This is a genomic window from Thermoleptolyngbya sp. C42_A2020_037, from assembly GCF_015272455.1.
In the GTDB taxonomy this organism is placed as follows: Bacteria; Cyanobacteriota; Cyanobacteriia; order Elainellales; family Elainellaceae; genus Thermoleptolyngbya.
Genome location: NZ_JACYLP010000008.1, coordinates 19,724 through 32,803, shown reverse-complemented (window position 1 = coordinate 32,803; position 13,080 = coordinate 19,724). Strand labels below are relative to the sequence as shown.

Here is a 13,080-nt window from a genome sequence, read left to right as displayed (position 1 = left end):
GCGGGCTTCCTGATGGTTTACTGATGGCTGCCTGACGGTTTGCCGATGATCTGCATGATTGGGCGAGTGTGTTGCTTTTGGTAAACGGGTCTAAGACGCACTGGTCTAAAATAGGGATTGCCTGATTGTGGCGATCGCCCAATAAATTGACTTAAAAGGTCAGCCAGAAGCCGAAACACTAAATCTATCCAAAATTATATCACAAAAGGCTTAGATGCGCTTCCAGGGGCAACAGGAGCAAGGTTTGACTCGGCAATCCAGATTTCCTTTTTGAGGCTTCTTCGGTGCTTCTTTGGGTGTTCTTGGTGTTGTCTGTGATTTGTCTGTGATTTGTCTGAATTGAGCCGTGCTTCAGAACTCTGTGCCTGAGATGGCTGAGGGGCGATCGCCCTCATCGCCATTGAGCCGTCGAAATCACCCTCCAAATCTAGCCAGAAGGTTTACCATCGCTACTTTTCAGCCTGCTGCATCCCCAACTTCCCACCTTGCATTATAATACCTCTGTACTAAACCCGTCTTTCCCCATTTTAATCGTAATCTGTGGGCCCACCGCCACTGGAAAGTCGGGTCTGGCGCTAAATCTAGCGCCCCGGCTCAATGGCGCAATTCTCAACGCCGACTCTCGCCAAGTGTATCGCGAATTTGATATTGGCACTGCAAAACCTTCTTCTCAAGAACAGCAGCAAGTTCCGCACTATTTATTAGACATTTGTGACCCCACGCAAACGCTCACAGTCGCCGAGTATCAGCAGCGAGCCACCGAGTTGATTGAAGCCTTCCATCGCGGGCAGGAAGCCATCAGCGTGTCAGGGGTTCGGAGCGTTAGAAAACCTGCCCCCAGCGCCTCGACCCCGTTCCTGGTGGGCGGCACGGGCCTCTATATCCGCGCCATCACGCGGGGTCTCCGCATTCCCCAGGTAGCTCCCCAGCCAGACCTGCGATCGCAGTTGACCAGGCTGGGGCAGTCCTTCTGCTACGACCTGCTGAAGCAGGTAGATCCTACATCCGCCCATAAAATTCACCCCCATGATCAGGTGCGGACGCTGCGATCGCTCGAAGTGTTTTATGTCACAGGCCGCCCCATGTCGGCGCAGCAGGGCGAACAGCCGCCCGCCTACCCGATTTTGCAGATTGGGCTGGACTGTCTGGCTCCCGCAGCCAAGGGCGATCCCGACCCGCTGATGCAGCGCATTCAAACGCGCACCGCGCAGATGGTGAACCAGGGCTTTGTGGACGAAGTGGCGGGGCTGGTGGCGAAGTATGGCGCAGACCTGCCGCTGCTGGATACGCTGGGCTATCGGGAAATGCGGCAATATCTGGCAGGAGAGGTTTCGCTGGCGGAGGCGATCGCCCTTACCGCCCTGCACACGCGCCAGTTTGCCAAACGCCAGCGCACTTGGTTTCGCGCCGATCCGTCCATCCACTGGTTCGATACCGAAGATCCAGACCTGGTGGAGCGCGTTTGGTCAAAAATTCAGCAATTTATAGCGACGCTCCCCGCCCAAGCCAAAGATTCACTCTTCTGAGCGAAGCCAAGGAACAATGGCTGGAAGCCCCGCAGACACTAAATTTCTACCCCAAAATCGCAAATCCAAAATCGCAAATCCAAAATCCAAAATCGACTTCTCCCAATTTTCGATCTGCGCTGCAAGCTCTGTGAATCCTTCGCAATATTCAGCAACCCCCCAGAGTGGCTGTGCTAGGTTGGGGGCGTTCTTGGGCGGGAGGCTTGCCCCATGGCCACCGACTATCTATTGTTTGTGCATGGCGTGAATGTTCGTCCCCAGCGGACCAATGCAGACAGCGCCAACTACGCAGAACCCCTGATTCACCAGATAACCCGACTCAACCAGGCGGCTGCCAGCCCGCTCACGCTCAAAATGCAGGAGTTGCAATGGTATAGCTTGATGAAGCAGGCGGAAGCAGAACTAAAAGACCTGTTTGCGCGATCGCCCGACTGGTCAAAGTTCTGGTTTCGAGACTTCCGCGAAACGCGAATCATTCCGTTTATGGGCGATGCGGCACTCTACATCAGCCGCTACATCGGCTCAGAGGTGGCCAAGCTGCTGCTGGCGCAATCGCTGCAATTTCTGAGCGCTCGACAGGCAGGCGATCGCCTCCACCTCATTACCCACAGTTGGGGCACCGTGATCCTGTTCGACATTCTCTTTGCTGGCCGCTGGGACGATCCTAAAATCCCCGGACATCAAGACGTGCAAACCATCCGCAGCGCCCTCTTTGGCGTGGAACCCAACCTGGCCGACGGCATTCTCATCACCAGCATCCACACAATGGGTTCCCCCATTGCCCTGGCCAACCTGATCAACCTCAAGCGCGAGGAAATGACCCCTGCGACGCTCACGATTCAGGAAACGCGAACCGTATTTACCCACGACATCACGCTAGGACTGGAGAAGTTTCTGGCTGCGCTTTACCAACAGCGCCAGCGGCCCCTCCCCTGGAAAAACTACGCCCATCCTGGCGACCCGATCGCCTATCCGCTGGCGACGGTCATTCCCCAACTGCTGGCACCCCAGGGCGCAAAAGCGGAATACCTAAATATTCAGGACGTGCTGACCAGCGGTGGCGGCCCGATGGAGTGGGTTGCCAGCCCTTTCAAAAGCACCTTCTTGGCGCTGGCAAACGGCGGCAGCGCCCACGGCAGCTATTGGAACAGCAAGCAGGTCGCCCAGACGATTTTGGCAACCGTCAGAGAAGCCGGCTAATGCAGGATTGGAATGCTCGGTTCGCCCGCGCCCCATACACGAATTTATTACTGATGCTATGTCGCAGAATGCAGGATTGGAATGCTCGGTTCGCCCGCGCCGCTCCTGCATCACTTCCTTTGCTCGGCTCCCCAATTCCCTGAGCCACTGTCTGCAAATTACGCAATACTGGAAAGAAATCTTAGAACTAGTGAAAAGTAGGGCACGATGGAGCTGCGAGGGATTAATACGCCACTGCTGGAATGGTCAGGCGATCTGCTGGTGGTGGGTCTGTTTGAAGACGGCATAGACCTGGGCGGCGACCTGGCAGCGCTGGACGAAAAGCTGGCGGGCACGCTGCAAGAACTCATTGCCGAAGTCGAGTTTAAGGGCAAGCCGGACAGCAGCGCGGCAGCCCGCGTCGGGTCGAACAGTCCGGTGCGAAAAATTGGCATTGTGGGCCTGGGCAAGGCGGAGAATCTGACGCTAGACGGGCTGCGGCGGGCTGCGGCTGCGGCGGCCCGGATGGCCAAGCGCGAAAAGGCAAAGACGCTGGGGCTGAGCCTGCCGCTTTGGAACCAAGATGCGTCTGCCACGGCACAGGCGATCGCCGAAGGAATTGAACTCACCCTGCACCAGGATAGCCGCTTCAAATCGGGCGAAGACGACAAAAAAGCACCGCCGCTGGAGCGGGTCGATTTGCTGGGGCTAGAAGGGCAAGATGCCGCGCTGACTCGGGCCCGCCAGATTTCGCTGGGCGTAATCCTGGCGCGGGAACTGGTGAGCGCCCCGGCCAATATCGTTACGCCGATCACAATGGCGGAAACGGCAGAGGCGATCGCCCGCGAGTATGGTCTGGAGATCGAAATTCTGGAGCAAGCCGAGTGCGAAAAGCTGGGCATGGGTGCGTTTTTGGGCGTGGCCAAAGCCTCTGACCTGCCGCCCAAATTTATCCACCTGACCTACCGGCCCGCAGGCACACCCCGCAAGAAGCTGGCCATCGTTGGCAAAGGCCTCACCTTTGACAGCGGCGGCCTGAATATCAAGGGCGCAGGCAGCGGTATCGAAATGATGAAGACCGACATGGGCGGCGCGGCGGCCACCTTTGGCGCGGCCAAGGCGATCGCCCAAATTCAGCCAGATGTAGAAGTCCACTTCATCAGCGCCGTCACGGAAAACATGATCAGCGGCCACGCCATGCACCCCGGTGACATCCTTACTGCGTCCAACGGCAAGACGATTGAAATCAACAACACCGACGCGGAGGGACGGCTGACGCTGGCCGATGCGCTGGTGTTTGCCGAAAAGCTGGGCGTGGAGGCGATTGTCGATCTGGCAACGCTGACGGGTGCGTGCATCGTGGCGCTGGGCGAAGACATGGCCGGGCTGTGGAGTCCTAGTGACGAACTGGCGGCGGCAATCCTGGCGGCGGCAGAACCCGCAGGCGAAAAGTTCTGGCGGATGCCGCTGGAGGAAAAATACTTCGACGGCATGAAGTCGGTGGTGGCCGACATGAAAAACACGGGCCCACGGGCGGGCGGCGCAATCACGGCAGCGCTGTTCCTGAAGCAGTTTGTCAAAGACACGCCCTGGGCGCATCTGGACATCGCAGGCCCCGTGTGGATCGACAAAGACAGCGGCTACAACAACGCGGGCGGCACCGGGTTTGCCGTGCGGACGCTGGTGAACTGGGTGCTGAGTTAGTTCCAGACGAGCCATTTTGCCAAGCCGCTATGCTGGAACTGCACTGCCACACTACTTACTCTGACGGAACGCTGACTCCGGCAGAACTGGTGCAGGCGGCTGCGGCGGCGGGCATAAAGGCGCTGGCGATTACTGACCACGACACGCTGGCGGGCTGGGAGGAGGCGATCGCCGCTGCCCGTCAGTATTCTTTAGAAATTGTGCCTGGGGTAGAGCTGAGTACCGTTTGGGGCGATCGCTCTTTGCACCTGCTGGGCTTTTATCCCAACCCTGACCAGCTTGCGCCCGTGCTGCAAGACCACATCACCGGCCGCAAACGCCGTGCCCAGCAGATGCTTGACAAGCTGGCAGCATTGGGCTATCCGGTTGATCTGCCAGAGCTGGGCGCGGGCATGGCTCCGGGTCGCCCCCACATTGCCAGGGCACTGGTGAATGCAGGCTATGTGCAAACGGCGCAGGAAGCCTTTGAGCGGTTTCTGGGGGACGAGGGCCCGGCCTATGTGCAATACGAAAAGTTTTTGGCGACGGACGGAGTGCGTCTGCTGCGCGAGTGCGGCGCAGTGCCCGTGTGGGCCCATCCCTATCTGTTTCGCGGGGGACCGCTAGAAGAGACGCTGACGGCGCTGCTGGATGCCGGACTCATGGGTCTGGAGGTGTATCACCCGTCCCATACGCCAGGTCAAATTGAGCGACTGGAAGCCCTGTGCGATCGCCACTCCTTGCTGAAAACGGGCGGCAGCGACTATCACGGCCCCGGCGAGGCTGCCGACCAGCCCTATGCCCTCAACCGCTTCAACCTGCCGCTGTGCCTGCTGTTGCCGCTGCGACGCGCTGCCCAATCCCTTGTTCCGCAGGCCCGCGAGTCTGGAGCAAGATCCAGGTCAATAGGAAAATAGTCACGCCCAGACTGGGTTTCCGGGTCTTCCTATATCTCTAGAGGTAGATTGCCCAGGTATGATGAGGCAGTTAATACTAGGGTAGGGGCCAGGTTTACAAAGCGTAACGATTGCCGGAAGGCGATTGCCCGCACCCCACGCCCCCTGATGCGCCGGGTTTGCACGGCTCAGGCTTTTTCTGCAAGCCGCCCGTGATTCGCCAACTTCACGCCCAATTCGCGCCCCGCGCTGGTCTTCCGCCAAACCTGACTCGTCGCTGACTTCCGTAGCAGTCTCCAGCCGGAATTCTGCGCCTGGGTTTCGCGTCTGCCGCCCCTGTTTGGCAAAGCGCCTCCCTCAAGCCTTTCAAGTCTCTAAAAGATTCAGGTTCGCTGTTTAACCTCCAGCTACTTTGCCCTCAAGTCCTGTCCTCAAACTTGATATTTATGCTGCGCTCTCTCTCGTCTCTCTGGAATCGTCAGCCTGCGGAGGGCGGTCGTCCGCCTCGCGGTTCAAACTTTGCTCTGTTTCTCGCCTGTTCTCTGGTGGGGCTAGTGGCGATCGCCGGATGCCGCATTCCTTCTGAAACGGCGCAGGCGCAGCAGACCCAGCCAGGGCAACCAGGCGGCCAGGGCGGCGGGCGACCGGGCGGCGGGCCGGGTGGGCCGGGGCAAGGCGGCCCGGCTTCGGTGGAAACGGCGATCGCCCAAACTGGCTCTTTGCAAGAAGCGCCTACCTACACAGGCACAACGCAACCCGTGCGGCAGGCATCGCTGCGATCGCAGGCAGAGGGGCGGCTCCTGGAGTTGGGTGTAGACGTGGGCGACTCGGTGCGAGAGGGCGAAGTGGTGGGACGGCTAGACGGTCGGCTGCTGTCGGCCGCCGTCAGCCAGGATCGGGCAGAACTGGCTGCCCTGGAATCGCAGGTGGCCCAAGCTCAGGCAGAAGTCAGCGATGCCCGTGCCCAGGCGGCCCAGTCCGAAGTCGAGCTTCAGCAAGCCCGCATGGACAGCGATCGCCTGCAAAAGCTGGCCGCTGAGGGAGCCATTTCCCAGCAGCAAGCAGACCAGGCGAAAACCGCTGCTCTTTCGGCGGAACAGGTGTTTCGCTCTGCCCAGGAGCGCATCCGCACCCGCGAACAGGCGGTCGTGGCAGCCCAGCGCCGCGTCCAGGCCCAGCAGGCCACCGTCGCCGAAACCCGCGAACGCCAGACCTTCAGCCTGCTGACCGCGCCCCTCACGGGCATTGTCCTGGAACGACTGACAGAACCAGGCAATTTGGTGCAACCGGGCAACGAAGTGCTGAGGGTCGGCGACTTCAGCGCCCTCAAGGTGGCCGTTCAGGTCTCAGAACTTGACCTGGGGCAACTCCGGGTCGGTCAGGCTGTTGAAGTCCGACTGGATGCCTTTCCCGATGAACCCTTTGCAGGGCGCGTCAGCCGCATTTCGCCCGCCGCCGACCCCAGTTCTCGACTCGTCCCCGTTGAGGTGGTGATTCCCAACTCCGGCGGCCGCCGACTGGGGAGCGGTCTGCTGGCGCGAGTGCAGTTTCAGACGGGGCAAGCTGGCCGCGTGGTGATTCCCGAAGAAGCGCTAGAAGCAGGCGGCCCGGGCAACGACTCGGTGCTGTTTGTGGTGGAAGGCGAGGGTGACGAAGCAAAAGTCGCTGCTCGTCCTGTACAGGTGGGCGATCGCGCAAACGGTCGCATCGAAATCCTCTCCGGCCTCCAGCCCGGTGAATCCTTCGTCCTCCGCAGCAGCCGCCCCCTAGAAGACGGACAGCCCGTGCGGTTGAGCATTCTGTCTGAAGGTTGAAGGGAGGGACGGAAAAAACGAAGAACGAAAAACGAAGAACGAAGAACGGAACTTCTTCTCTCTTCGTTCTTCTCTCTTCGTTCTTCTCTCTTCGTTTTTCTCTCTTCCCTCACTCCACCCCCCCACACTCTCCCCCTCCCCCCCTCTCTATACCCATGACCTCCCTCAGCACCCTCTCCATCCGCCGCCACATCGGCACGCTCATGCTTACCCTGACGGCCATCGTCCTGGGAGTTTTCTTCTTGGTGCGGCTGCCGGTGGATTTGCTACCGTCGATTACCTATCCGCGCATTGGGGTGCGGGTGGATGCGCCGGGGGTTGCGCCAGAAGTGGCGGTAGACGAGATTACACGACCGCTGGAGCAGGCATTTTCGGCCACCGATGGCGTGCAGCAAATCTATTCCCAAACGCGGGAGGGGCAGGTCAGCGTAGACCTCTACTTTCGTCCTGGGGGCAATATCGATCGCGCCTTAAATGACGCAACGGCTTCCTTCAACCGCGCCCGCAGCCGATTGCCCAACACGATTCAAGAGCCGCGAATTTTTAAGTTTGACCCGTCCCAGCTTCCAGTGTATGAGTTTGCGCTGACATCCGATTCGCTCCAGTCGGTTGATCTGCGCGTGTTTGCCGACGAAGAACTGGCGAGGGAACTGTCGGTGGTGCCGGGGGTGGCCAGTGTGGATGTGTCGGGCGGCGTGCGCGAAGAGGTGCAGGTCAATGTAGACATCAATCGTCTGCAAGCGCTAGGTGTGGGCTTGACCGATCTGCTCAACGCGCTGCGGGGGCGCAATCAGGATGTATCGGGCGGTCGCTTGCGAGGCGGGGAAGAGGAGGTGCTGATCCGCACCGTCGGACGGTTCCAGTCGGCAGAGGACCTGCGGAACCTGTCGCTGCCCGTGAACGGGGCCAGCAGCGCGTCTGGCGGCGAGGCATCGACCAGCAGTTTTCCAGAAGCGCGGCGCGTCTACCTGCGAGATGTGGCGCAGGTGGTGGATGGCACTGAGGAACAGCGGATTTTTGTGACGCTGAACGGCGACCCGGCGGTCAAGGTCAGCATTCAAAAGCAGCCCGATGCCAATACGGTGTCGGTGGTAGAAGGCGTGAAGCAGCGGCTGGCAGAACTGGAGCAAGCGGGACTCTTCCCAACGGGCATGGCGGTTCGCACGACGCTGGACGAGTCGCGGTTTATTCGCAACTCGATTTCCAACGTGGCCATGTCGGGACTAATCGGGGCGCTGCTGGCGGCGATCGCTGTCCTCCTGTTTCTAGGCTCACTCCGCCAAACCCTGATCATCGTATTCGCCATTCCTCTGGCCACGCTGATTGCGATTTTGCTCATGGGCACCTTCGGGCTGACGCTAAACGTGTTTAGCCTGGGCGGATTGGCGCTGGGCGTGGGCATTGTGGTGGACAACTCCATCGTGATGCTGGAGAGCATTGTGCAGGGCGTAGAGACTGCCAAGCGTCGCCGCGCCGTAAACAGCATTGAGACTGCTGAATACTCCACGACCGAGGATGTGGAAATACCGGATGAATCGAACAGCGGCGGGCATGATTACGGTTACGGCAATGGACATAGCAACGGTCACGATTCCAGCAATAGACATGGTAATGGAAATGGCAATGGCAACAGGAATGGACGCGGAAAGAGCAACGGGAATGGGAATGGCAACGGGATTTATGCCAGCCGTGGACACGACTATGACCCCAGCAGCGATGCTGAAAATGTGACCCGTGGACGCACAGGCAAACGGGTCAGCGCGACGGCATTTCTCCTGCGGCAAGCGGAACTGGCCAGCCAGCAGCTAGAATCGGCGCTGGTCGCGTCTACAACCACCAACCTGGTGTCTGTGTTGCCCTTTTTGCTGATTGGCGGTTTCTTTTCGTTGTTATTTAGCCAGTTGATTCTCACCATTAGCTTTGCGGTGGCAGCTTCGCTGATCGTGGCGCTGACGGTGGTGCCCATGCTGACCTCGCGGCTGCTGGCGGTGCGCTGGTCGAGTCGGGTGGGCGATTCGGCTCCGCTGCGGGCGTTTCGAGCGCGGCTGGCAGATGCGACCCATACCTATGTGCGGGGGCTATCGTGGGTGCTGCGGCATCGGCTGGTGGTGATTGGGCTGGCGATCGCCCTGTTTGGCGGTACGAGCTTCTGGATGGCGGGTCAGCTTCCGCAGGAGATTTTGCCCCGCATCAACACGGGCCAGGCCCGGCTCAACGCCCAGTTTGCCCCCGGCACCTCTCTAGCAGACAACCGCCGGGTGATGGAACTGACCGACCAGATTTTGCTGCAACAGCCCGAAGTGGAGTATCTCTTTTCCACCGCAGGCGGGTCGCTGTTTGGCACAAACACCAACGCCAACCCCCTGCGCGGCTCCAGCACCATTACCCTGAAGCCAGGAACCAATGTGGCTGAGTTCACGGAGCGGATGACCGCCGAACTGAATCGGCTGAACTTGGTGGGAACGCGCCTGCGGCTGAGTCCAGAATCGGTGCGCGGGCTGATTGTGAATAACTCGCCCGTGCGCGGGGCCGATGTAGATATCCTGCTCCAGGGGAGTGACACCCGTGCCCTACAGCAGGCAGGGCGCGAAGTGCTGGCGGCGCTCGATTCGCAGGCCAGGCAGGCCCGCTATCGCCCCGATGCAGATCAGGCGCAGCCCGAAATCCAGGTGCGCCCAGACTGGGAGCGGGCTTCGCAGTTGGGACTTTCCACCGAAGACATTGGCGACACGATTCAGACCGCCATTACGGGATCAGTGCCCACGCAGCTTCAGCGGGGCGATCGCCTGGTAGATATCCGCGTGCAGCTTGCCGACAATGCCATCCAGCGCCCGGCCCAGCTTGCCCAACTGCCTGTCTTTACGAGCGGCAGACAGCTTGTGCGGTTGGCCGACGTGGCGCGGATCGAGGCTGGCGAAGCGCCCGGAGAAATTCAGCGGATCAACCAGCGGCAGATCTTTCAAATCGTAGGCAACCTGGTGGATGGCGCAAACCTCAGCGATGCAATCGCCGAGTCGGACGCGATCCTGGCGGGATTGACGCTGCCCGAAGGCGTGAGCCGCCTGCCTAGCGCCAGTGCCCAAAGCGCCCAGGAAGTGCGTTCATCCCTGATTCTGCTGGGGGGGCTGGCCGCCTTTCTGGTGTTTGTGGTGATGGCGGTGCAATATAACTCGCTGGTCGATCCGCTGGTGATCATGCTGACGGTTCCCCTGGCGCTGGCAGGCGGCATTTTCGGTCTGTTCCTGACCCAAACGGCGATCGGCGCGACGGTGATCGTGGGCGCGGTGCTGCTGGTGGGCATTGTGGTCAACAACGCCATTATTTTGGTAGAACTGGCGAATCAAATCCGCGAAGAGCAAGGCCTAGACCACCGCAGCGCCATGCTGCAAGCCGCGCCGCAGCGCCTCCAGCCCATCCTGATGACTACCATTACCACCGTGCTGGGGATGTTTCCGCTGGCGCTGGGCATTGGCGAAGGGTCAGAATTCCTGCGGCCGCTAGGCATTGTCGTGTTTTCGGGTCTGTCGCTGGCGACGCTGCTGACGCTGTTCATCATTCCCAGCTTCTACACGCTGCTGCATGAAGTGCCCTGGGCCAAAGGCGCAAAGCTGGGCGCCAAGCGGCTGCGGCAACTCAGCGGCTCGACTCGCAAGCAGCCGCTGACCAAGTAGGCAGGGACGCCAGCCCAGCCCCCGGTTTGCCAGGGTTGCAACGATCCGTAATTTTCCGTAATTTTCAGCTTGCGACGACCTGACCCAATCCGAGCTACAATTTCGGGACGAATTCGGGTTGTCTGGAGGATCAGTCCAGACAGCAGATGTTTGCTATGCAAGGGGCGATCGCCCTGCGGTTTTGCCAACTTTGTGGGGAAAGTCCGGTGCAAATCCGGCGCTGTGCCGCAACTGTGAATGAGGGGTTTGAGCCGTGCCAGAGCGCATCGTGCAAAACCCGCCTCAAAGTCAGAATGCCCGCCCGATGTTGTCCATTGCGATGCCCGCGATGCACGGGTCGAGGTGAGAATGCACAATTTAGAACGGCGACAGCCTCTTTTGTCGGAGGTTAGTGCGCCTGGGGTTCGTTCGGCGATCGCCCCGCCGCCGACTCCCCTTCCGGCCATGGATTGCGTCGGTACGGTGCTGTCATCGATCGCCCTTACGCCAACGATTCAGGCCATTCGCCTATACCTAGATCAGCCAGATTTTCGGTTTTGGCCTGGGCAGTCAGTGTGGCCCCGGTTTCAGCGAGATGGCAAGCAGTTCAGCAAGATTTACTCCATCGCGTCGTCGCCGTCGCGTTGTCCAGAAGTCGAACTGTGCGTGTCGCGGGTGGGCTGGAGTTCTGCCTATTTGCAAGATTTACCCATCGGCGGGGCGATCGCCCTGCGCGGGCCCTACGGCTTGATGACGCTAGCGCACATTCCCGATCGGCCGCGCCTGTATATTGCCGAGGGTTCGGGCATTGCCCCGCTAAAAAGCCAGATCGACTGGCTGCGAGAGCAGGGCTTTGATCGGCCCGTGTGGCTGGTGCAGGCGAACCCAGAAACGCCAGACTGCCTGCCGTATGAGGCGGATTGGCGATCGCTCCAGCAGCAGTGGCCGCTGTTTCACTATTTGCCGACGCAGCCCGACCAGATCGGTCAAACCCTGGCACAGTCGGGCATCGACCTGACAGCGGTGGATGTAGACATTTGCGCGGTGGGCGATCGCCCGGCCCAGCTTCAGGACGTAGCGGTGCTGCTGGGGGCTAAACTAGACCAGGTACGCTCCGAATCGTTTTACGCCTTTTAACTACTCTTTTTAGCCGCCTGCGTTTTCCCATGACGACTCCGCCCGGTGACACGCCTGCATCAAACGCCTCGCTGCCCAACGCCATCGAACCCAGCCCAACGGTTGCGTCTCCAGAGCCGCCCGAAGCCCTGGCGGGCGATCGCGCCAATGAGCCACCTCAGCGCAGCGCTGGCTTCTGGAAGACCCAGCGAGAAAACGGACTGGTGCTGGCGATCGCCCTTGCGCTGGCGCTCGTGATTCGGCTATTCGTAGCGGAGCCGAGGTATATCCCATCGGATTCGATGGTGCCGACGCTGCAAGTGGGCGATCGCCTAGTGGTCGAAAAAGTGTCCTATCGGCTGCATCCTCCGGCGCAGGGCGACATCGTGGTCTTCGACCCACCGACCCAGCTTCAGCAGTTGGGCTACACGACCGATCAGGCGTTCATCAAGCGGGTGATTGGTCAACCCGGACAAACGGTGCAGGTTCACCTGGGCAAAGTCTGGATCGACGGAAAACCCCTGACGGAACCCTATATTGCCGAACCCCCCAACTATGAAATGCGTGCCGTAACGGTGCCGCCGGGCCACGTCTTTGTCATGGGCGACAACCGCAACAACAGCAACGACTCCCACGTTTGGGGCTTTCTGCCTGTTAAAAACATCATCGGTCGAGCCATCTTCCGCTTCTATCCGATCGCTCGCTTTGGCAAGATAGAAGCGAAAGATCCTGGCATATCTGTCCTTGCTCCAGCCGCACTAAACGAATAGGGAAGCGCCCCGTCATCGGCAGCACTTCCCACCTTCGCTCAGCAAGCCTTTTGGCTGAATTTAGATCACGCCAACGCCTTTGCTGCGATTGTCGCCATCTTCGGTCAACTTGCCGTCTTCATCGGTGTCGTTAATTTCGGCGAGTTCGGCGGCGCGGGCGGCTTCTTCTGCCTCTTCCTTCGCCTTCAGGTCGCCCGGCACCTCGTAATACATTTCGGGTTCAACGGCGAAATTATTCACCAGGCCCTCGTTGTCTACCGTATAGCCCGCAGCCGTATCGATGTCGCCTTCAGCGGTCGGGGTTTGCTTGTAGTTCTCGCCTTCGCGCTCTTTGCGGGCGGCAGTTTCAGCGGGGATAATCCCGCGATCATAGGTGTCCCGTTCGACTCGTTCGTTCGTTGACATGGAATTATCCTCCAATAGATTTGCAAGCAATCTTGAGGGAA

Annotated in this window: 9 protein-coding genes and 1 riboswitch; of the genes, 8 read left to right on the top strand and 1 reads right to left on the bottom strand. The window is 59.9% G+C overall.

Annotated features, from left to right (window positions below):
• Positions 1-485 precede the first annotated feature (485 nt).
• From miaA to lepB, 8 genes are all read left to right on the top strand, one after another.
• Complete coding sequence (gene miaA, locus IGS16_RS02325) at positions 486-1,526, top strand: tRNA (adenosine(37)-N6)-dimethylallyltransferase MiaA (protein ID WP_297082996.1); 1,041 nt, start codon at positions 486-488, stop codon at positions 1,524-1,526.
• A 210-nt stretch (positions 1,527-1,736) separates the two neighbouring features.
• On the top strand, positions 1,737-2,726 hold the full coding sequence (locus tag IGS16_RS02320; protein ID WP_297082994.1) for a hypothetical protein: 990 nt from the start codon (positions 1,737-1,739) through the stop codon (positions 2,724-2,726).
• Positions 2,727-2,933: 207 nt separating this feature from the next.
• Entirely contained in the window at positions 2,934-4,409 is a 1,476-nt protein-coding gene (locus tag IGS16_RS02315; protein ID WP_297082993.1) for a leucyl aminopeptidase, read from the top strand.
• Positions 4,410-4,438: 29 nt separating this feature from the next.
• Positions 4,439-5,305, top strand: coding sequence for a PHP domain-containing protein (locus IGS16_RS02310; protein WP_367185706.1), 867 nt, complete (start codon positions 4,439-4,441; stop codon positions 5,303-5,305).
• A gap of 425 nt (positions 5,306-5,730) precedes the next feature.
• Positions 5,731-7,098, top strand: a complete 1,368-nt coding sequence (locus IGS16_RS02305; protein ID WP_297082988.1) for an efflux RND transporter periplasmic adaptor subunit — start codon at positions 5,731-5,733, stop codon at positions 7,096-7,098.
• Between the two features lie 155 nt (positions 7,099-7,253).
• A complete protein-coding gene (locus tag IGS16_RS02300) occupies positions 7,254-10,769 on the top strand; it encodes an efflux RND transporter permease subunit (RefSeq protein ID WP_297082986.1) in 3,516 nt (1,171 codons plus the stop codon).
• 159 nt (positions 10,770-10,928) lie between these two features.
• Positions 10,929-11,089: riboswitch (cobalamin riboswitch) on the top strand.
• Between the two features lie 28 nt (positions 11,090-11,117).
• Complete coding sequence (locus tag IGS16_RS02295; RefSeq protein WP_297082985.1) at positions 11,118-11,885, top strand: FAD-binding oxidoreductase; 768 nt, start codon at positions 11,118-11,120, stop codon at positions 11,883-11,885.
• A gap of 29 nt (positions 11,886-11,914) precedes the next feature.
• Positions 11,915-12,634 (top strand): signal peptidase I, encoded by a 720-nt coding sequence (gene lepB, locus IGS16_RS02290; RefSeq protein WP_297082984.1) that lies wholly within the window; start codon positions 11,915-11,917, stop codon positions 12,632-12,634.
• Positions 12,635-12,694: 60 nt separating this feature from the next.
• Here lepB and IGS16_RS02285 read toward each other — a convergent pair whose 3' ends face one another.
• Positions 12,695-13,039, bottom strand: a complete 345-nt coding sequence (locus IGS16_RS02285) for a hypothetical protein (protein ID WP_297082983.1) — start codon at positions 13,037-13,039, stop codon at positions 12,695-12,697.
• Between the last annotated feature and the right edge of the window lie 41 nt (positions 13,040-13,080).